Below are 19,764 nucleotides of genomic sequence, written 5' to 3'. Positions count from 1 at the left end.
CATGGACGCAAGACCAGGGTTTCACCAATCTTTATCCTTATTGCAGGAAGAGCTATTGAATATGGGGGAAAGCGTCAAGGAGCTGATTCTGAAGTCCGTACACTCGCTAGCTAATTTGGACGAGAGAACGGCGCAGCAAGTAATCAAAAACGATGACCAGATCGATGATTATTTGACCATAATCGACGAACTGTCCCTGCGTCTTATTGCGCTGCAGCAGCCGATGGCCAGCGATTTGCGCATCATCGGCACAGCGCTCAAGATCGCTACCGACTTGGAACGAATCGCCGACCATGCGGTGGACATCGCAAAGATTACGATTCGTTTCGCAGGAGAAGAGCTGGTGAAGCCGCTGGAGACGATCCCGCAAATGGCGGAAATCGCCATTGTGATGCTGCAGGAAAGCTTGCTTTCCTACACGGAACGCGATGTGCATAGAGCTGCGGCGTTAGCGGAGAAGGACGACCGGGTAGATAAGTTGTACAGCACAGTGATGACTGAGCTGATGGGCATGATGAATTCCGATTACAACCGGAACCGCCAGTTGACGCATCTGCTCCTCGTTGCACATTTCTTGGAGCGGGTGGCCGATCATACGACGAATATCGGGGAAGCCGTGATCTATATGGTGACCGGGAAGCGGAAAGATTTGAACGTGTAAGCTGACTATAGTGTAAGTGAAGAGGCCCTTATTCGACGGAATAAGGGCCTCTTCGCGTATATACCGGACGACAAACGCCTAACAAGCCTAGCGTCATCACGCCAGGCTTGTCTGCTCTCCGACAGCCTGAGGCACCGGAAACCGGATTAGGAACGTCGTCCCCTTCGGGCTGGACTGCACTTCAATCGAAGCATGGTGCCTCGCCGCGATGCTGTAGCAGATCGCCAAGCCGAGACCCGTGCCCTCGTCTTTCGTGGTAAAGAAAGGACGTCCCAGCTTCTCCAGGTGCTTCTCATCGATGCCCGTCCCTTGATCCGCGATAAGTAGAACCAGATGCTCGTTCTCCAAATAGGTCTGTATGGTCAGCGTGCCGCCAATAGACATCGCTTCCAGACCGTTCATGCACATATTGAGAATGAGCTGGCGCAGCTCCTTATCGTCCAGATGAATATCGGGACATTCGGTGAACTGGAACTGAACATGCTTGCCGGACATGACGGCTTCAGCCTGAATGAGCGGCAGCAGCATTTCGATAATCCGGTTCATGTTATCGGGCTGCTGGTGGGATTGTTTATTTTTGGCCAAGGATAAATATTCGGTAATGATTTCATTCGCACGGTCCAGCTCTTCGAGCATGATGGGGATATATTCCTTCTGCATATTCCGGTCGTTCTCCCGGAACAGCTGCAGGAAGCCGCGGATCGTCGTCATCGGATTGCGAATTTCGTGGGCGATCCCGGCGGCCATTTCGCCGACCAGGTTCAGCTGGGCGAGACGCGCCATCTCGGTTTCAAACCGCAAGCTCTCGGTAATATCCACGGCGACCTGAAGCAGGCAGCTCTCATTCTCAATATCGATGATTTCCGTGGACAGCAAGGCTGTCCGCATCTCCTTGGACTTGGTTTCATACCGGACTTTGCAGTTATGAACGACTTCTTCGCAGGAGGTGGACTCGCCGGATTCCTTGCGCAGAAGGTCCAAGTTCGTACCGATGATTTCGTCGCCATAACCGGTATATTGCTTCCAGCTCTCGTTAATTTCGATATACGACAAGTCCGGCAAGCGGCGAATGGCCATCAGAGAGGGAGAGAGCATGAACATTTTTTTGAAATGATCCTGGGATTTCATCAGCTTCTCATGAGCGTCCACGAGCTCCGAGGTGCGCTCCTCCACCCATTGCTCGAGCAGCGTATTCTGCTGCTTGAGCTTCTCTTCGGCTTCCGCCAGCTTCCGGTTGGTTTCTTCGAGATCGAGCGTACGCTTGTGCAGCAGTTCGCTCTGGTATTTGATTTTTTGATGATTGAGGTGCATATTGACGAAGGCATCCACCTTCATTCGGAGCATCTCCGGGTGTACAGGCTTGAACAAATAGTCGATCGAGCCGACATGATACCCCTTCAGAACATGCTCAATCGATGTGCTTAGGGCTGTTAGGAAAATGATCGGGATGTCCTGACAAGCTTTGCGCTGCTTGATGAGCTCTACGGTTTCAAAGCCGCTTAAACCAGGCATCTGCACATCCATCAAGATGACGGCGATATGGTCAGCGGGCTCTTTCAATAAATATCGTAAAACTTCCTCGCCGGATTGCAGCGAGATCACGTCATAGTGGGATGAGGCTAAAATGCTATTCAGAGCCAGCAAGTTCTCGTAGCGGTCATCTACCGCCAAGATTTTGACTTGTTGTTCCATTTCAATTCCTTTCCGTGCTTGTACAAAGGATGTACGCACCTAGCAATCGTCCTTCTATTTTTTCGTGGGCGGAGAGGCATTTCCCTCTTTTTATTTTAAAGTCTTTACATAGATTTTACACATCGATAATAAAGACTATCATTTGTTTTGATAGACTATACATATACATAAAACGACATGAGGGATGATGGACATGAACAGTCAGTCAGAAGCAACAACCTTATTTCAAGATATACTCGCCACGGGGGCGGTACATTCGGTCTATCAACCTATTGTCTCTCTGCAGGACGGACAGGTGATGGGATATGAAGCGCTGATCCGCGGCCCCCAAGACAGCATGTTTCAATCTCCGATCGCCATGTTTGAATTCGCCGAACAGAACGGAGAGCTGTATAAGCTCGAACAGTTGGCGCGCGAGAAAGCGATTCAGGGTTCGATTCTGGAGCACCCGCAGCAATTGCTGTTCATTAACATATCCTCCCACGTGCTCTATGACCCCGGGTTCGTTCCGGGTAAAACGCTGGACATTTTGCTGAAATACGGTCTGAAGCCGAGCAATGTCGTTTTCGAAATTACGGAAAGAACGTCCATTGAGGATTTCACTCTCGCCCAGAAAATATTGGAGCATTACCGCAAGCAGGGCTACCGCATCGCCATCGACGACGCCGGGGCCGGCTACTCCTCCCTGCAGGCGATCGCGGAGCTTCAGCCGGATTTCATCAAGATCGACCGGTCTCTCATTGAAAACATACATAAGCACAAAGTGAAAGAGTACATCTTGGAAACGTTCGTCACGATCGCTCACAAAATGAACATTTCGATTATTGCCGAAGGCATCGAAATTCCGGATGAGCTGGCCAAATTGACGCGGCTTGGCGTTCATTATGCGCAAGGGTTTCTGCTAGGGAAGCCGCAGAAGGCGCCGGCGGACATTCAGGACAGTTTAAGAATGCTCATTGGGCAGCATCGCAAGGTGCAAGGAGGCCATATGAACTGGCATATCGGCGATCTCAAGACACCTGTCAAAACGTTCGACAAGAAATCACCGATCTCGGAAGTTGCGGACTATTTCAAAAAAAATCAAGAAGCGGTCGGCGCCGTCATCGTGAGCAACGAGGAGCCTGTCGGTTTAATGATGAGAGAACGGCTGTTTCAGCAATTGGCCGGGCAATATGCGTTCTCCTTGTTCTGGAATCGGACGATTGAGTCTATTATGGATGAAACGCCGCTCATCGTAGACGAGTTCACGTCGGTTGAGCAGGTATCGCAAATGGCGACGTCGCGCTCCATCCATCATCTATACGATCTGGTGATCATTACGACGAATGGCAAAATGGCAGGGATTGCTTCCATCCGATCGATTCTCGAAAGCATCACGAATGTCCGGATGGAGTCTGCGCGCGTGGCCAATCCGCTGACGGGGCTGCCGGGCAATCTGCAGATTAACCGGGAGCTGAACAGACGCATTCACGAGCAGAAACCATTCCATGTCGTCTATGCGGATTTGGATTATTTCAAATGGTTTAATGACCGTTTCGGCTTTCAGAAAGGGGATCAGCTGATTCAATATACAGCCGATATTATGCAGCAGGCCATCAGCGTGTGCGGAACGCCTCTTGATTTCGTAGGTCATGTGGGGGGCGACGATTTCATCGCCATCTCGGTGGCGGCGGAGCCGGAGCTTCTGTGCCAGGAGATGATTCGCAGATTCGAGCAGGGCGTGCAGATGTTCTATGAAGACGAGGAATGGGAGTATGTATGGGACCGGAGCGGGAACAAGGTGAAGAGCGAGGGAGTCACATTGTCGCTGTCTTTAGTCGTCTGCAGCTGTGAATCTCCCATTTCACTTGAAGACATTTCTCAAACGGCGGCTGCGCTCAAGAAGAAGGCCAAGGCCTATCCAGGCAGCATTTATTATTTTCAAAATATCGGATGACAAGCCCATTAGAAGGTATAATTCAACTGCTTGAAAGAGCGAATGATGATGACCTTCTGTTTGCCGATGCGGCGTTCCGATATTTTCTTCATATTCCCCGGATGTATCCAGATGGCGTCCAAGCCGCTGGATGCGGCGCCAACCACATCGTTGCGCCACGAATTCCCCACCATGACGCTTTGGCTGGCCGCTGCGTTCATAGCCTTAAGCGCCTTCTCGAATATGGCCGGGTGCGGTTTGCGCGGTCCATCCTTCTCCGAACTGAACAAGCGGTCCTGGCTTATCCACCGGGTCAGCTTCATTTTCTCCAAATTATGCTGCAGCCTTCTGCGGTTCCCGTTGCTGATAATGGCAAGCTTATAATGTTTGGACAAAGACTCAAGCGTGTCCTCTACGCCGGGAAAGAGAGCGACAAAATTGTCTTCCTGCTCCTCGACCCCCTCGAAGAAAGCTCTGGTGAAAGCGGGGCTTACATTCACCGGCAAAGGCTGAAGCGCCTTGCGCAAACAGATATGCCTGAGCTCGTCGGGTGAGATCGGACTTCGCACCGGCGCTTTGCGGTGGCGGCTCCATTCCATTTTATAGCTTTGCAGCACATCTTGGGCGGTGAAGAGCGCTTCGTCCGGCTCCCACCTGGCCGTGTAATCGTTCATGACTTCCAGAAAGGCCGAGTCAAAGCATTGCCTGCGATCCAGAATCGTATTATTCATATCGAAAAAAATAACCTTTTTGCGTACTGGAGAAAAAAAAGGGCTCATTCGGAGAACCTCCTTCTGAAGACCGGAGCATCAAAACTTAGGGCTCCTTCTATGTTTATGTGCAGCAACGTTTTTTTATTTTAATTTCGTATGCTATGATGAAGGAAGTATGTCTAAAATCGGGGTGCGAACTTATGGATAAGCTTATAATTATTGACGGTAACTCTATTGCGAACCGGGCTTTCTATGCTCTGCCGCTTCTTAGCAATTCGAGCGGCCTGCATACGAACGCCGTTTACGGTTTTACAACGATGCTGCTTAAACTCATTGAGGAAGAAAAGCCAACTCATTTCCTGGTCGCTTTCGATGCCGGGAAAATCACGTTTCGACATAAGGAATACACGGAATACAAAGGCGGAAGGGCGAAGACGCCGTCGGAGCTGTCCGAGCAGTTCCCGCTTATCAAGGAGCTTCTGAAAGCGTTCAAAATCCCGCAATTCGAGCTCTCCGGCTATGAAGCGGACGATATTATCGGAACGCTGACCAAAGCCGCCGACGCCAGAGGGGAGAAGGTGCTGCTCGTCTCCGGAGACAAGGATATGCTGCAGCTCGCCTCCGATCATGTCACCGTAGCGATCACCCGCAAAGGGATCACGGAAGTGGAACTGTACGATCCGGCCGGCATCCAGGAGAAATACGGCCTGACGCCTGCTCAAATCATCGATCTCAAAGGCTTGATGGGCGATACGTCGGACAATATTCCGGGCATTCCCGGGGTAGGGGAGAAGACGGCGCTCAAAATGCTGCACGAGTTCGGCACGGTAGAGGAAGTGCTGGCCAATACGGCAAGCCTGAAGGGCAAGATGAAGGAGAAGGTCGAGGAGCATGCCAAGGACGCGCTAATGAGCAAAGAGCTCGCTACGATTTTCCGCGAAGTGCCGATGGAGACGGAATGGGAGACGTTCCGCTATGACGGCTTCGACGGACAAGCTCTTGCCTCGATGTTCCGCAAGCTGGAGTTCAAATCCTTGCTGGAGAAGATGGACTTCGGCACCACGGATTTGGAAGCGCTGGGACAGACGGTGGAAAGCCTGGAGCCGATTGTCGTAACGGAAGAAAATATGAGCCTGCTGACCGCCAGCTTAAACGACGACGCGGTCATTCACGTCGAAGCCGTGGGCGAAAACCCGCATCAGGCGGTGAATGTCGGTGTCGTCTGGTTTATCCAGGACGGGGATACGAATAAGTCCTATTATGTGCCTTTCCAGCTGATGCAGAGCGAAGCGGGGGAGCCGCTGCGCGCTTGGCTCGGCGACGAGTCCAAGAAGAAGAAAGTATTCGATCTGCACCGCTCCTTGCTCGCGCTGGCTTGGCAGGGGATCGAACTGAAGGGTGTCGATTTCGACGTCCTGCTGGCCGCCTATCTGCTGGATCCGACTGAGTCGAATCTGAGCTTGAGCGGCCTGTCGGCGAAGTACAGTCTGCCGGGGCTGAAGGCGGACGACGAAGTATTCGGCAAAGGCGCGAAGTTCCGCCTGCCGGAACTGGCTGCGCTTAGCGACCATCTGGGCCGCAAAGCGATGGCGACCGCCCGCCTCGTGCCGGTGCTGGCGGAGGAGCTGGAGAAGAGCGAGATGCACCGCCTCTTCTACGAGCTGGAGCAGCCGCTGGCCGGCGTGCTGGCGGAGATGGAGCTGCGCGGCATCGCCGTGGATGCCGACGGGTTGAAAGCGCTCGGCGTCGAGCTTGTCAATAAGCTGGACACGATTATGGCCAGCATTTACAAGCTCGCCGGCGTCGAGTTCAACATCAACTCGCCGAAACAGCTTGGCGAGATTCTGTTCGAGAAGCTGGGACTGCCAGCTTGGAAGAAGACCAAAACCGGCTACTCGACGGATGCCGAGGTGCTGGAGCGGCTCGCGCCTTATAACGAAGTGGTCGGGCAGATTCTGAACTACCGTCAGCTGGCGAAGCTGCAATCGACGTATGTCGAGGGGCTGCTGAAGGAGGTGCGGCCGGAGACCGGTAAGGTGCACACCTATTACCGGCAGACGATCGCGGCCACAGGCAGGCTCAGCAGCCAGTTCCCGAACCTCCAGAACATTCCGATTCGTCTGGAGGAGGGGCGCAAGATCCGCAAGGTGTTCGTGCCATCCGAGCCCGGATGGTACATTCTCGCTGCGGATTACTCGCAGATCGAGCTGCGCGTGCTAGCGCATATCTCGCAGGATGAGAAGCTGAAGGAAGCGTTCCTTCAGAATATGGACATCCACACGAAGACGGCGATGGACGTCTTCGGGGTGGAGGAGAGCGCCGTCGACGCGAATATGCGGCGTCAGGCGAAAGCTGTTAACTTCGGCATCGTCTACGGCATCAGCGACTACGGCTTGTCCCAGAACTTGGACATTACCCGCCGGGATGCCGCGCAATTCATTGAGCAATATTTCGCCGTCTTCCAGGGCGTTCGCAAATATATGGACGATATCGTGAAGGATGCGCGCGCGAACGGCTACGTGACGACGCTGCTGCAGCGCCGCCGGTATTTGCCGGAGATTACGCATTCGAACTTCAATCTGCGTTCCTTCGCGGAGCGCACGGCGATGAATACGCCGATTCAGGGAACAGCAGCGGACATCATTAAGCTGGCCATGGTGCAGATGGCGGCGCGGCTCAAGCAGGACGGTCTCAAGAGCCGCATGCTGCTGCAGGTACACGATGAGCTGGTCTTCGAGGTCCCGGAAGAGGAGCTCGAGACGATGAAGCAGCTGGTGCCGGAAGTGATGGCCGGCGCGCTGAAGCTGGACGTGCCGCTTCGAGCGGACGTCGACTATGGCACGACTTGGTATGACGCGAAGTAAGTTCTCAATCAACTGACAGAAGAGGTGAACATCCGTGCCTGAACTACCCGAAGTGGAAACGGTCAAGCGCACACTGAATAACCTGATCGCCGGGAAAACGATCGAGCGAGTTCAGGTCAGATTGCCCCGCATCATTCAGAAGCCGGACGATATCCAGCAGTTTGAAGTGCTGCTTCAGGGGCAGACGATTGAATCTATCGAGCGCAGGGGGAAGTTTCTTCGCTTCCTGCTCACGGACTACTGCATGGTCTCGCATCTGCGGATGGAGGGGCGTTATGGGCTGTACGACGGCGAAGATCCGTTGGAGCCGCATACCCACGTCTTATTCCGGTTCACGGACGGCACGGAGCTGCGGTACAAGGACGTCCGGCAATTCGGCACGATGCATCTGTTCCCGCGCGGCGAGGAGCTGACGCAGGCTCCGCTGCATAAGCTGGGGCTGGAGCCGCTTGACGAAAGCTTCACGTTCGAAGCGTTCCGGGACCGTATAGCCGGCAAGAAGACGAAGATCAAGCCCCTGCTGCTTAATCAAGAATATATTGTGGGCATCGGTAATATTTATGTAGACGAGTCCCTTTTCTTAGCCGGTATCCATCCGGAACGCGAAGCCTCGTCGCTCAGCAGGAAGGAGCTGCAGCGGCTGCACGAAGCGATCGTGCGAACGCTCAGCGACTCCGTCGAGGTCGGAGGCTCATCCATCAAATCGTATGTGAACGGCCAAGGTGAAATCGGCTTGTTCCAGCATCAATTGAACATCTATGGCCGGCAGTCGCAATCCTGCAAGGCATGCGGCAGCGAAATTTACAAAACCGTCGTTGGCGGCAGAGGGACGCACATATGCCCAACCTGCCAGCCGCTCAAGCGGAAGAGAATTCGAAAGAAGTTAGCCGATTAGGCACGTGAAGCCCGCCCTTCCCATATGATATGGAGTACTTAGCCCAGACCGTCAGCTGGCACCAGCTCTCGGCCGTATGCGGCAATACTCTTAGGAGGGGTAATATGCTTCCGGTGTTTTCTCTGCTTATACTGGCTTTTGCAGTTTCCTTGGACGGTTTCGGCGTCGGAGTCATGTATGGTTTACGCAAAATACGCATTCCGATCCTCTCAATTGGAATCATATCGCTTTGGTCTGGTATCATTATTTATAGCTCCATGCAAATTGGCGTCTTGATGTCGTCATTCATGTCGCCGCTTATGGCGCAACGAATCGGAGCGCTCATTCTGATCGGAATCGGCATCTGGGCGCTGGCACAGCTGAGGCAGCAGAAGTCGCATGATTCTGCGGATACGGCCAAAGGCGAGGAGCAAGCTATGCTTAGCTCTGTAGGCACTGCCGGCACTGCCGGCTCTGCGGGCACGGAGCTTGTCACCATGGATACGCTGCAAAGGACGAAGGAAATTTTGAATATCGAGCTGAAGCGGTTCGGTCTGGTCATTCAGATTTTGCGCACGCCATCCATAGCCGACGTTGACAAATCAGGCAACATTTCGGCCTCTGAAGCGACGCTGCTCGGCTTGGCTCTCTCTCTGGATGCGTTCGGGGCAGGGATCGGTGCGGCGCTCATCGGCTTCGTCCCTTTGTTAACAGCCTCGGTCATCTCGATTTCGAGCGGTTCTTTCATTGCTTTAGGATTAAGAGTAGGCTTTCGGTATGCGGAAATGAATTGGATGAAGAAATTATCGATTCTTCCAGGTTGTGTGCTTATTCTTATGGGTTTATTGAAAATGTTATAGTGCCAGGAATACGCTTAGGAGAGAAGAAGCTTATGAATATCGGGTTAACAGGAGGAATCGCCTGCGGCAAAAGCACGGTTAGCGCCATGCTGGTAGGCCGCGGCGCTCTATTGGTAGATGCAGATCAAATAGCCCGCGACGTTGTCGAGCCCGGCAGCCCTGTTCTCGAACAGGTTGCTGCCCATTTTGGACAAGCGGTTCTTCAGGAAGACGGCACTCTGCACAGGAAGAAGCTCGGGCAGATCGTCTTCGGTGATGCCGAAGCCCGCAAGCAGCTGGAAAGCATCCTGCACCCGCCGATCCGCAAGCAAATCCGGGAGCAAATGGAAGCTTACGAAAGTCAGTATCCGGACAAGCTGGTTGTCGTGGACATTCCATTGCTGTACGAATCGAATTTAGCTCATTTGTTTGAACAGGTGATGGTTGTTTATGTGCCCCGCCATGTTCAATTGGAACGCTTGATGGTGAGGGACGGCTTGACGGAAAGCGCAGCCAACAACCGGATAGACGCGCAGATGTCGATTGAAGAAAAACGCAAACTAGCGGATATCGTGATCGACAACAGCGGAACGCAGGAAGACACCTATGCGGAGGTCGAACGATTTTGGCTAGGGAAGGGGCTTTCATGAAGTTTCTACGCAAAAAGCGAGTGTTTGCTCTCTTGCTCATTTGCTTCATTATGGTTCTCTTTATGAATAGCTCTTTTATAGGAAGAAAGCTGTATCCGATTTATTTTCAGCAGGAGATTAAGCAAAGTGCGGCGAAACACAATATAGACCCTTTCCTGATCGCAGCCATCATTCGGGTAGAGACGAATTATAAGTATCACCTGGAGTCGAGCAAAGGAGCGCTCGGTCTCATGCAGCTAATGCCGGACACGGCGGAATGGATCGTAGAGTCTACGAATTTAGGGCCTCATACGCAAGCGGATTTATTAAAAGCGGAAGTAAACATTAATCTCGGGTCTTGGTATTTGAGCTGGCTGACGAGGCATTACAACGGAAACTTGATTTATGCGATTGCGGCTTACAATGCAGGACAGGGGAATGTGAATAAATGGAAGCAAAATGAAATTTGGGATGGCACACAAGAACACATCGACCAGATTCCATTCGGTGAAACCCGGCATTATGTACAACGCGTGATCTATTATTACGAGAAATACACGAAGCTGTATTCCGAGCAATGGGAAACTTGACATAAACAAAGAAGCATTGGACCAGCTCCTTGTGGGGGCTAGCGTCCAATACTTCCTGTTGTGCAGTCACCCGGCTAACTCTTCAAGATTACTTGAATTGACCAGCCAAAGATTGTTCTGCGATTTGTACCAGGCGACGAGTAATGTGACCACCGATGGCACCAGTATCACGAGTAGCCATGTTACCGTAGTATCCATCTTGTGGGATAGCGATACCCAGTTCTTGAGCCACTTCGTATTTCAACTGATCCAGTGCTGCGTTAGCTTGAGGAACAACTAGAGTGTTGCTATTGCTGTTGCTGCCTGCGCCCATGTCTGTTCACCTCCTTGTCGGTTGGTACTAGTATTGTGCGCACTTCTCCGGAGTTCATGACTTGTAACATATGGTAATAGATCATTACATAGAAGAAGAGAAAGGAGAGAAGAGCGAATGAAGTGTCCATTCTGTGATTATTCCGGTACGAAGGTGCTTGATTCCCGTTCGGCGAATGAGAATAAATCGATCCGCCGCCGCCGCGAATGCGAGAAATGCGCGCGCAGATTCACAACCTTCGAGATGGTGGAAGAAACGCCGCTTATCGTGATTAAGAAGGATGGAAGCCGGGAAGAATTTAGTCGAGAGAAAGTACTGAGAGGCTTGATTCGAGCTTGCGAGAAGCGTCCGGTTTCGATGGAAAGGCTGGAAATGCTCGTATCCGAGGTCGAAATGCAGCTTCGGACGACCGCACACGCGGAAGTAGACAGCCTGCACATCGGGGAAATTGTGATGGAGCAGCTGTACCCGGTCGATGAAGTGGCGTACATTCGCTTCGCCTCCGTCTACCGGCAGTTCAAAGACATCAATATGTTTCTCAAAGAGCTCACACAAATATTGGGCAAGCATGACCCCGGTCTTCTCCGGGATAAATAAGATAAGCCGGTCTGACTCATGGGAGTCTGACCGGCTTTTTTATGCTAAACTTTAAACCTTAAATCTGACAAAAAATAATAAAAAGACAGCGGAGCATTTCCGCTGTCTTGGGCTGTTAGGGAAGATAAACCGCATCAATACGCGATTTGTGACCTTATCAAAAAAAAAAATTCTATAGACATCAACCGACTGCATTTTTGTGCGTGTTCATGCATAATGCTGTTATTGGGTACGTTTGTCCAGTTCGCTTCTTAGAAAATGAATAAACCGAATCGACTCCTCAACGGATAACACATTGTTATTGAACTTAAAGGAGAACATATTCAAAATATCATTTTCCGGCAGATGCAAATTAGCAATCAAGTGCTCAACATCCAAGCTCATGCTACCGTCTAAAACAATTTTCCCCATTCTATTTAACTCCTCCTTTGGTCATTCTACACGAATCGGACGGAGGCGCTTCTGGCAGCTGGCTGACATTTTGGACATGATGCAATATGGCCAATTTAGTCCCTATAGCTTTGCGTCACCACTTTTCAATGGTTTTGCCTTTGTCGTACCGATTCATGCTTGTAACAAAACTATATCATATTTTTAAGCGCAATGTTCTGATTTATTACATTTATTCGAAGGATGGTAGAAGAATATGTCCGTCAAATCCAATCCAATTCCAGGTTTCCCTTATGAACTCGACATCGTGAAAGTGGCTCGTTCTCTCGGAATCGATCAGGACCGTTTGTTAGCCTATGTGTATGATGGCACTGACTCTAATAAGGGAAGTGAGCATAGATCCGCGCATCTCCTGGAATTGGAAGATCTGACTTAATCAAAGAAGCCCTGCTACCGGTTCCGGTGACAGGGCTTCATATGGCTTCTGGGGGTTACACCATGATTTTGCAAATATCGTTCGTGAATTCAACAGGATCTTGCAGCGGCAGACCTTCGATCAAGAGCGCTTGGTTGTATAAGAGAGCCGTATACAGGTTAAGCTTCTCTTTATCTTGACCAAAGGCATCTTTCAACGAACCGAAGACTTCATGGTTTACGTTGATCTCCAGTACTTTCTCCGCCTTCACATTCGGATTGTTCGGCATAGCATTCAAGATTTTCTCCATCTCAATCGTCACGTCGCCTTCCGTGGATAAGCAAACCGGGTGCTTCTTGAGACGTTTGGAAGCTTTCACACTGGAAACCTTGCCGGACAGCAGGCTAGTCATATAATCGAAAAGCTCTTTGTTGTCGTTCTGATCGGCTTCGTTCTCCGCTTTGTCATCCGCTTCGATCCCCAGATCGCCGCTGGATACGGATTTGAATTCTTTCTCCTTGTACGTCATGATCATTTTGATCGCGAACTCATCGATATCGTCCGTGAAGTACAGAATTTCATAGCCTTTGTCCGTCACGAGCTCCGTTTGTGGAAGCTTGTCGATGCGCTCCATGGACTCGCCCGAAGCGTAGTAGATATACTTCTGGTCTTCCGGCATTCTGGCGATGTACTCGTCCAGCGTGACAAGCTTTTTCTCCTTGGAGGAGTGGAACATGAGCAGATCTTGCAGAACCTCTTTGTGGGTTCCGTAATCGCTGTATACGCCGAATTTCAACTGGCGGCCGAACGATTTGTAGAAGAGCTCGTACTTCTCTCTCTCGTCTTTGAGCATGGCTTGCAGCTGGCTCTTGATTTTACTTTGAATATTCTTGGCGATGAGCTTCAATTGACGGTCATGCTGCAGCATCTCCCGGGAAATGTTCAAGGACAGGCTCTCGGAATCGACCATCCCTTTCACGAAGCTGAAATAGTCCGGAAGCAGGTCTGCGCATTTGTTCATGATGAGAACGCCGTTGGCATAGAGCTCCAAACCTTTCTCATACTCTTTGGAATAGTAGTCGAAAGGCATATTCTCCGGAATGAAAAGAATGGCCTGATACACGACCGCGCCGTCCGCGCTTACGTGAATATGTTTCAGCGGCTTGTCGAAGCCGTAATGCTTCTCGTGATAAAATTTCTCGTAATCCTCAGGCGTCAATTCGCTCTTGTTTTTTCTCCAGATCGGCACCATGCTGTTCAGCTGCTGCTCTTCCGAGTAGTCCTCGAACTCGTTCTCCGTGCCTTCTTTCAGCCTTTTGCCGGCAACGTCCATCTTGATCGGGTAGCGGATGAAATCCGAATACTTCTTGATGATCGCTTTCAAGCGGTATTCATCCAGGTATTCGTCGTAGTTGTCGTCTTCCGTATTCGCTTTGATGGCGAGGACGATTTCCGTGCCCACGGCATCTTTCTCAGCCGGTTCAATCGTGTAGCCGTCTGCGCCGGTGGACTCCCATTTGTAGGCCGTATCGCTGCCAAGCGCTTTGCTCGTTACCGTAACCACATCGGCTACCATGAAGGCGGAATAGAAGCCTACGCCGAATTGGCCGATAATATTATGGCCGTCTTTGGCTTCGTTCTCTTTCTTGAACGCCAGCGATCCGCTCTTCGCAATGACGCCGAGATTATTTTCCAGCTCTTCTTTGGTCATCCCGATACCGGTATCGCGAATGGTCAGCGTCCGGTTTGCTTTGTCCGGGATCACTTTAATAAAATAGCTGTCTTTGTCAAAGACCAATGAATCGTCCGTTAGCGCTTTGTAATAAATTTTATCGATTGCATCGCTGGAGTTGGAGATGAGCTCTCTTAAAAAGATCTCTCGTTGCGTATAAATGGAGTTAATCATCATTTCGAGTAGACGTTTGGATTCAGCTTGAAATTGTTTCTTTTCCACAGATAGATCTCCTTTCGAATATGTAACGAAGATTTCAGATATTAGCACTCTCTAGTCTTGAGTGCTACACATTATTTTTATAACATCCCTGTCATTTAAAGTCAATGATTCGCTGCATATAAAACAAGCCGTCCCGCAGCTGCACGCCGATGTGCTCGCGGAAACGGCTTGTTGCTTTTACTTCATGGCTGGAATAGCGCTTGTCTTCGTCGATGCCGCAGCTCTACGATGGTGAAGCACGTAGTACAAGATAGACGAGCAGGCTACCACGATACCGGCTACCAAATACATCGTGTGATAGTTGGATTTGGATGCAACAACTCCGAGCACATAAGAGCCGATGCCGTAGCCGGAGTCGAAGAGCAGGAAGTACGTGCCTGTGGCAAGACCTCTGCGATGCGGCGGCGCCGCTTGAATGGCGATCGTCTGGAAGCTCGGAAGCATCGCCCCGAAGCCGAGTCCGAGCAAACCGCCGGCAATCAGGAACGGTACGGGCGAAGACATCAGGCTGAGGACGATCATCCCGACGGTGAACAGCACGACTCCCGGATACACCAAGCCGTTGGGACCTGAGCGGTCGAACCATTTGCCGGTGAAAGGTCTGGAAATGACGATCATCAAGGCGAACACCATGAAAAAGTAACTTGCATAGCTTTCCAAACCGTTCGCTTTGGCATAAACGGACAGAAACGTCGTGATCGCTCCGTAAGAGAAGGCGAGCACGCTTCCCGTTAATGAGATTGGGATAGAACGCGGCTCGATGAACTTCCTCCAACCCTTCTCCGGTTGTGCCGCGGCTTGTACGACCCGCTGCGGAATGCGCAGCGACAATCCGAACAGGAGAGACAAGACGGAGAAGCCGATGCACACGCTGAACAGCAGCGTATTATTATGAGTCTGCATGATGGAGAGGCCGAGGAATGGGCCGACGACCATGGCTAGGCTCATGAAAAGCGAGAAATAGCCGACTCCTTCCCCCTTGCGCCGGTCAGGCACAAGCTCGACGGCAACCGCTCCGGCGGCCGTTGTCGCCATGCCGAAGCCGATGCCGTGCAGAAAGCGCAGTCCGAGCAGCAGTTCATACTGATGAATAAGCGGGTATAAGGCCGTGCATATCATAAATACAATCAGGGCAAACGAAATGATTTTCTTCCTGTTCCACTCGTCCATCCATTTGCCTGTCAACGGCCGTAAAATAACGGTAGATATAATGAAGACCGTCATGACAAGCCCGATCTGCTGCTGTCCGCCGTGCAGCGTATCGGTGACGAAAATGGGCAGCGTTACGGCCAAAATATAAAAAGTCATAAATAAAAAAAAGCTGCTGAGACATACAGCAACAAAATCGCGGTTCCACAATTTCTGATCATCGTTCATGATGGTGTATCCTCCACTTCTTTCACGCGTGTATTGGCCGCTTCGGTGATCTTGAGCAGCAGTTCCCTTAGCAGGGACACCTGCTCCTCCGTAAAGCCGGTTAGCAGCGATGCGATGACTTGCTGCTCGATGGGGTTGAGCTTATCGTTCATGGCTCTGCCTTGGTCGGTAATGAACGTCAGAAACGACCTGCGGTCATTCTCGTTGGCTTTGCGTTCAACCAAGCCCTTGCGCTCCAATTGGTCGAGAATGCGGGTAATATTCGTCTGGTCCTTCTCCGCGCGGATGGCGAGCGTCTTCTGGGAGATCCCGTCCTCGCAAGCCAGGCGATGGAGCACGACCCACTGCTCTGTCGTCATATCGTAAGGCTGGAAATGCAGACTTAACAGCTGTGTCATTCGCCGGCCGGCATGGTTGAGAATGAATCCCAAGGAATGATCCAGTTGCATGGGAAGCCTCCTTTCAAATTTAGTTGCTATAGCAATTATATTATTGGCAACTATTTTCGTCAATGGTTATCGCGGAAGCGGGGCGGATTGGATTGGATCGGATCGGGTCCAGGTCACAGAATGTTAGCATGCCACGATAGCCGAGGCTAATTCGGGATATCCGCCGCCTAAATTTTTACGGCTGACTGTATAGTTGCTTTCATATCGGACATACTAATTTTCGACGGTGATTCAGAGAGGTGTTGTGTCGCATATTATCATGCAGGCGTAAATACCAGGGAAGTTGTTATTGAATCTACCTAGAAGCGAGGAGATGTGCCGCAGAACTGTTCAAGTGGTCTAGTACTACTGAGATTGTGATGAGGTAGTTAACCGAGCCTAAGGTTCATGGCAAAAGTACCATCAATCCGTCACCGTCGAAGAGGACTCCGCGAGGAGTCCTTTTTCTGTTGTTCTGTTGTGGGGGATGAGCAAGGGGGACCAGCCCAAGCAGCAGCGAGCCCCGGTCAGTAGCAACAAGCGTAACAAGCGGCACAAGCACCGCAAGCACCGCAAGCACCGCAAGCACCACCGTCCAGTTCCAACTAGTAGCAACAAGCGGCAACAGAATCAACGATTAGTGTTAAGGAGCAAACGGTATCAATCAGCAGCGAGCCCCGGCAGCCCCAAGCAGTACCCAGCCCCGGCCAGTAGCAACAAGTAGTAACAAGCAGCACAAGCACCGCAAGCACCACAAGCACCACCGTCCAGTTCCAACTAGCAGCAACAAGCGGCAACAGAATCAACGATTAGTGTTAAGGAGCAAACGGTATCAATCAGCAGCAATCAGTCCCAAGTAGCACCGAGCACCCCGTCAGCCCCAAGCAGTACCCAACCCCGGCAGTCCAACAAGTAGCAAGCACCAACAATCGGCACACCAGCAGAGCAGATTGATTAATTGATTGATCGCTCGTGGATAAGCATCTTGCCTTATCGTTGATCTGTATGATTTTTCGAATACAGTATTGAGAATAAGCGGAAAAAAGCAAATTGTATTTGATATTTCATATACATTTATCGTTTTGATCATTTTTGAAGCTTTTCTATATGGTTTTTCATACAGAATCAGCGGGAACGTGACGTGGAGCCATATCCGTGCTCTGAAAAAGGGATGACACTGCCTACTGCAAGCGGAATTCCAGCTTTTGCGTTCGGCTTGCTAGGCAGGCAGCGGGGCAAAGCCGGCGAACAGACGCAAACGCAAACGCAATCATAGACGTCATCACGCCTCGCTGCCCGCTAACGGACAGAGAGGCCCCTATTCGATGAATAAGGGCCTCTTTCAACATGTAACGGACACCAGCGACGTTATTTTGTTCATTGGGACTGGATATTGCCCGCAAATCAGCAAATAAGGTCTCTGGTGTCCGATAGCCGCGGCACGGTGCGTAAAAGGTGCATATAACGGCCGCTGTGTCCGTTAGAGCTTTACGGAGTGAGCGGCGGACTCTCCTGTAGCATCTACAGCTCTATTGCCCTGTACGCATGCTGTTCAGATCGCTGCTCTCAACAATCGGCTTGTGATAACCGTGCAAGGCAACATGAATCATGGCGCGGCCGACCTTCTCGGAGGTCGTGACGGCATTCGGAAACCATTTTTCCAGCAAGGGGTAGAAAGGTTTCATGACCGTGTACACCGCTTGATACAGCCGGGTTTTGGATCGGACGCCATGCAGCGGGAGAATGCCTCCCGGCCTGAACATGTACGCCGCCCGGAACGGCAGCTTAAGCAGATCGTTCTCGGTCTTGCCCTTAACCCGCGCCCACATGCTGCGGCCTTTCTCGGAGGAGTCGGTGCCTGCGCCGGTTACATATACAAATGTCATATCCGGGTTCAACCGGACCAATGTTTTGGCGACACTGAGCGTTAAATCATACGTAATCGCCGAATATTTCTCTTCGCTCATGCCTGCTGACGATACGCCCAAGCAGAAGAAACAAGCATCATAGCCTGTAAGCTTATGCTCGAGGGCGGTCAGATCGAGAAGGTTCGCATGTACGAGCTCATGTAATTTAGGATGCACCTGGCGCGTAGAGCTGCGGCCGACGGTTAAGACCCGGTTCACCTGGGGCTCAAGGAGACACTCGCGCAGTACGCTTTGTCCGACCATCCCGGTCGCTCCGAAAAGAAGGACGTTCATGTTCATCACACCTTTCGATATAGATAGTGACAGCTTCAGGTCATGGCCGAATAATTCGCTGCTTCGCCGCTTCTTTCAACCATACCGGAAATTCGTTCAAGAGCATCCCGTAGAGCGCTTCGTCCGAAACCCGGGCTATATCCTCGATATGTATAAAATTCGCATTGTCGACAACCCGGCCTTCCATTTCGTCCAGCTTCCTCAACACCTCGAAGTCCGCATGTCCGATCCCTACGAATTGCCAGAAAATGGGTTGAACGGCTGCTTCCGTGATCACCTTCTTGATCGGCTTCACGACGCCGCCGTCGTTAATGAAAACGATGAAAACCGGGAGCGGCGAGCTTTCCTCCACCGTATATTTGCGGATGACGTCCAGCATGACCGGCGGTTCATTATTATAACCAAATTTGTGAATACGTTGATTCGTCATCACGTGCTTTTGCACATACCCTTCAAAGTCACTCTCCGTTGCCGAAGGCAGCCGGCTGAATTCATTGTCGTAAATCCAAATGTCCAGCGTCGCATTGTCGTCGAATTGGCACGCAACGGTCAAGATGCGTTCAACCACTTCCTGGACGGTGCCGTTCTTGTACAAAGTGCGCATCGACCCGGAGATGTCGAGTACTAAGCCGACTCTCGCCATCACTCCTGTCATTTGCTTCTTCTCCAGAGTGACCTGGACGGTCTTTTTGCGCAAATCTATCGCCGATAAAACAGGCGGTTTCACAAGCTCTGCCGCCGCCGCAACCTCCGGCTCCGCGTCCTCTTCAATCTCCAGACCGAAGCTTGTACACAGAGCGGCCAATCCGCCGTAGAAGCCGCTTCCGACAGCGCTGAATTTCCATTCGCCTTGATGCCTGTACAGCTCGCCGGCGACAATCGCCGTCTCTTTCGTCAAATCCGGCCCCAAATCATAGCGGAACAGCTCCTCGCCGCCATCCCCATCGAGCAATCGAACATAGAGCTGGCTCATGTCTTGCATGCTGTACCCATGCTGATCGCCTTCATGAATCGTGACGGTGAAAGCGATTTTGGCGATGCGCTCCGGCACGCCGGCAAGCTCGATGCGGATAGCTTCCCGATCCGGTCCATTCAGCGTCTGATGCGTAACGGCATCATGGAGTCCCGCAGCGTTACCGTAAAAAATAAAGTCCTCATCCCGCTCGCAGCGGCCTGAAGCCGACAACAAGAAGCAGGCGGCGTCGACGCTCATGCCGGAAACGGGTGTGGACCACCCAAAATGCAATTGAAGCTTGGATAGGCTTCTTCCTTTGGTGATGTCTATTTTTTGACCCTTCGTCAGGTTCATAGC

Annotated in this window: 18 protein-coding genes, 1 pseudogene and 1 riboswitch; of the genes and pseudogenes, 9 read left to right on the top strand and 10 right to left on the bottom strand. The window is 51.4% G+C overall.

The genetic code is table 11. The features are described 5' to 3' along the window. Window position 1: 1 nt before the first annotated feature. Complete coding sequence (phoU, locus tag PUT07_RS02110) at window positions 2-661, top strand: phosphate signaling complex protein PhoU (protein ID WP_274466091.1); 660 nt, start codon at window positions 2-4, stop codon at window positions 659-661. A 96-nt stretch (window positions 662-757) separates the two neighbouring features. On the opposite strand, the gene PUT07_RS02105 is transcribed toward phoU, so the two are convergent. After that, window positions 758-2,353: an ATP-binding response regulator gene (locus PUT07_RS02105; RefSeq protein WP_274466090.1), complete on the bottom strand. Its 1,596-nt coding sequence runs from the start codon at window positions 2,351-2,353 to the stop codon at window positions 758-760. A 193-nt stretch (window positions 2,354-2,546) separates the two neighbouring features. On the opposite strand from PUT07_RS02105, the gene PUT07_RS02100 reads away from it, so the two are divergent. Then, window positions 2,547-4,289, top strand: a complete 1,743-nt coding sequence (locus tag PUT07_RS02100) for a GGDEF domain-containing protein (RefSeq protein WP_274466089.1) — start codon at window positions 2,547-2,549, stop codon at window positions 4,287-4,289. Between the two features lie 8 nt (window positions 4,290-4,297). Here the strand turns inward: PUT07_RS02100 and PUT07_RS02095 are convergent, their stop codons facing one another. Then, entirely contained in the window at window positions 4,298-5,047 is a 750-nt protein-coding gene (locus PUT07_RS02095; RefSeq protein WP_274466088.1) for an HAD family hydrolase, read from the bottom strand. A gap of 134 nt (window positions 5,048-5,181) precedes the next feature. Between PUT07_RS02095 and polA the strand changes: the two genes are divergently transcribed. The 5 genes from polA (at window position 5,182) to PUT07_RS02070 (ending at window position 10,777) form a co-directional block, all read left to right on the top strand. Beyond that, window positions 5,182-7,845: a DNA polymerase I gene (gene polA / locus PUT07_RS02090; RefSeq protein WP_274466087.1), complete on the top strand. Its 2,664-nt coding sequence runs from the start codon at window positions 5,182-5,184 to the stop codon at window positions 7,843-7,845. A 34-nt stretch (window positions 7,846-7,879) separates the two neighbouring features. After that, the gene (gene mutM / locus PUT07_RS02085; RefSeq protein ID WP_274466086.1) at window positions 7,880-8,740 is read left to right on the top strand and encodes a DNA-formamidopyrimidine glycosylase; all 861 of its coding nucleotides are present in this window, start codon (window positions 7,880-7,882) and stop codon (window positions 8,738-8,740) included. A gap of 104 nt (window positions 8,741-8,844) precedes the next feature. Then, window positions 8,845-9,579: an MntP/YtaF family protein gene (locus PUT07_RS02080; protein WP_274466085.1), complete on the top strand. Its 735-nt coding sequence runs from the start codon at window positions 8,845-8,847 to the stop codon at window positions 9,577-9,579. 32 nt (window positions 9,580-9,611) lie between these two features. Next, a complete protein-coding gene (coaE, locus tag PUT07_RS02075) occupies window positions 9,612-10,208 on the top strand; it encodes a dephospho-CoA kinase (protein WP_274466084.1) in 597 nt (198 codons plus the stop codon). Continuing rightward, window positions 10,205-10,777: a lytic transglycosylase domain-containing protein gene (locus PUT07_RS02070; protein ID WP_274466083.1), complete on the top strand. Its 573-nt coding sequence runs from the start codon at window positions 10,205-10,207 to the stop codon at window positions 10,775-10,777. Before coaE ends, PUT07_RS02070 begins: the two co-directional genes overlap by 4 nt. Window positions 10,778-10,865: 88 nt before the next feature. Here PUT07_RS02070 and PUT07_RS02065 read toward each other — a convergent pair whose 3' ends face one another. Next, the gene (locus PUT07_RS02065; RefSeq protein WP_274466082.1) at window positions 10,866-11,090 is read right to left on the bottom strand and encodes an alpha/beta-type small acid-soluble spore protein; all 225 of its coding nucleotides are present in this window, start codon (window positions 11,088-11,090) and stop codon (window positions 10,866-10,868) included. Between the two features lie 117 nt (window positions 11,091-11,207). Here PUT07_RS02065 and nrdR point away from each other — a divergent pair, with 117 nt between their 5' ends. Next, complete coding sequence (gene nrdR / locus PUT07_RS02060) at window positions 11,208-11,687, top strand: transcriptional regulator NrdR (protein WP_274466081.1); 480 nt, start codon at window positions 11,208-11,210, stop codon at window positions 11,685-11,687. A 222-nt stretch (window positions 11,688-11,909) separates the two neighbouring features. On the opposite strand, the gene PUT07_RS02055 is transcribed toward nrdR, so the two are convergent. Beyond that, on the bottom strand, window positions 11,910-12,098 hold the full coding sequence (locus PUT07_RS02055) for a hypothetical protein (protein WP_274466079.1): 189 nt from the start codon (window positions 12,096-12,098) through the stop codon (window positions 11,910-11,912). A gap of 50 nt (window positions 12,099-12,148) precedes the next feature. Beyond that, a riboswitch (cyclic di-GMP riboswitch) is annotated at window positions 12,149-12,247 on the bottom strand. Between the two features lie 86 nt (window positions 12,248-12,333). Here PUT07_RS02055 and PUT07_RS02050 point away from each other — a divergent pair. After that, window positions 12,334-12,513, top strand: coding sequence for a hypothetical protein (locus PUT07_RS02050; protein ID WP_274466078.1), 180 nt, complete (start codon window positions 12,334-12,336; stop codon window positions 12,511-12,513). Between the two features lie 55 nt (window positions 12,514-12,568). Here the strand turns inward: PUT07_RS02050 and htpG are convergent, their stop codons facing one another. From htpG to PUT07_RS02020, 6 genes and pseudogenes are all read right to left on the bottom strand, one after another. Further along, entirely contained in the window at window positions 12,569-14,446 is a 1,878-nt protein-coding gene (htpG, locus tag PUT07_RS02045) for a molecular chaperone HtpG (protein ID WP_274466076.1), read from the bottom strand. Between the two features lie 177 nt (window positions 14,447-14,623). After that, on the bottom strand, window positions 14,624-15,823 hold the full coding sequence (locus PUT07_RS02040) for an MFS transporter (RefSeq protein WP_274466075.1): 1,200 nt from the start codon (window positions 15,821-15,823) through the stop codon (window positions 14,624-14,626). After that, window positions 15,820-16,272, bottom strand: coding sequence for a MarR family winged helix-turn-helix transcriptional regulator (locus tag PUT07_RS02035; RefSeq protein WP_274466074.1), 453 nt, complete (start codon window positions 16,270-16,272; stop codon window positions 15,820-15,822). The genes PUT07_RS02040 and PUT07_RS02035 overlap by 4 nt, the downstream gene beginning before the upstream one ends. Window positions 16,273-17,780: 1,508 nt before the next feature. Beyond that, the gene (locus PUT07_RS02030) at window positions 17,781-18,452 is read right to left on the bottom strand and encodes an NAD-dependent epimerase/dehydratase family protein (RefSeq protein ID WP_274466073.1); all 672 of its coding nucleotides are present in this window, start codon (window positions 18,450-18,452) and stop codon (window positions 17,781-17,783) included. 40 nt (window positions 18,453-18,492) lie between these two features. Continuing rightward, window positions 18,493-19,107, bottom strand: a complete 615-nt coding sequence (locus PUT07_RS02025) for a vWA domain-containing protein (RefSeq protein WP_274467429.1) — start codon at window positions 19,105-19,107, stop codon at window positions 18,493-18,495. 138 nt (window positions 19,108-19,245) lie between these two features. Then, window positions 19,246-19,761, bottom strand: a pseudogene (locus PUT07_RS02020) (TerD family protein); the annotation flags it as partial. Window positions 19,762-19,764: the final 3 nt, after the last annotated feature.

Source organism: Paenibacillus sp. MAHUQ-63 (assembly GCF_028765165.1).
Classification (GTDB): Bacteria; Bacillota; Bacilli; order Paenibacillales; family NBRC-103111; genus Paenibacillus_E.
This window is presented reverse-complemented; position numbering and strand designations above follow the sequence as displayed.

Coding starts and splice junctions, on each gene's coding strand:
- phoU (WP_274466091.1), top strand. CDS start 2: ATGGACGCAAGACCAGGGTTTCACCAATCTTTATCCTTATTGCAGGAA.
- PUT07_RS02105 (WP_274466090.1), bottom strand. CDS start 2,353: ATGGAACAACAAGTCAAAATCTTGGCGGTAGATGACCGCTACGAGAAC.
- PUT07_RS02100 (WP_274466089.1), top strand. CDS start 2,547: ATGAACAGTCAGTCAGAAGCAACAACCTTATTTCAAGATATACTCGCC.
- PUT07_RS02095 (WP_274466088.1), bottom strand. CDS start 5,047: ATGAGCCCTTTTTTTTCTCCAGTACGCAAAAAGGTTATTTTTTTCGAT.
- polA (WP_274466087.1), top strand. CDS start 5,182: ATGGATAAGCTTATAATTATTGACGGTAACTCTATTGCGAACCGGGCT.
- PUT07_RS02080 (WP_274466085.1), top strand. CDS start 8,845: ATGCTTCCGGTGTTTTCTCTGCTTATACTGGCTTTTGCAGTTTCCTTG.
- coaE (WP_274466084.1), top strand. CDS start 9,612: ATGAATATCGGGTTAACAGGAGGAATCGCCTGCGGCAAAAGCACGGTT.
- PUT07_RS02070 (WP_274466083.1), top strand. CDS start 10,205: ATGAAGTTTCTACGCAAAAAGCGAGTGTTTGCTCTCTTGCTCATTTGC.
- PUT07_RS02065 (WP_274466082.1), bottom strand. CDS start 11,090: ATGGGCGCAGGCAGCAACAGCAATAGCAACACTCTAGTTGTTCCTCAA.
- nrdR (WP_274466081.1), top strand. CDS start 11,208: ATGAAGTGTCCATTCTGTGATTATTCCGGTACGAAGGTGCTTGATTCC.
- PUT07_RS02055 (WP_274466079.1), bottom strand. CDS start 12,098: ATGGGGAAAATTGTTTTAGACGGTAGCATGAGCTTGGATGTTGAGCAC.
- PUT07_RS02050 (WP_274466078.1), top strand. CDS start 12,334: ATGTCCGTCAAATCCAATCCAATTCCAGGTTTCCCTTATGAACTCGAC.
- PUT07_RS02040 (WP_274466075.1), bottom strand. CDS start 15,823: ATGAACGATGATCAGAAATTGTGGAACCGCGATTTTGTTGCTGTATGT.
- PUT07_RS02035 (WP_274466074.1), bottom strand. CDS start 16,272: ATGCAACTGGATCATTCCTTGGGATTCATTCTCAACCATGCCGGCCGG.
- PUT07_RS02030 (WP_274466073.1), bottom strand. CDS start 18,452: ATGAACGTCCTTCTTTTCGGAGCGACCGGGATGGTCGGACAAAGCGTA.
- PUT07_RS02025 (WP_274467429.1), bottom strand. CDS start 19,107: ATGACAGGAGTGATGGCGAGAGTCGGCTTAGTACTCGACATCTCCGGG.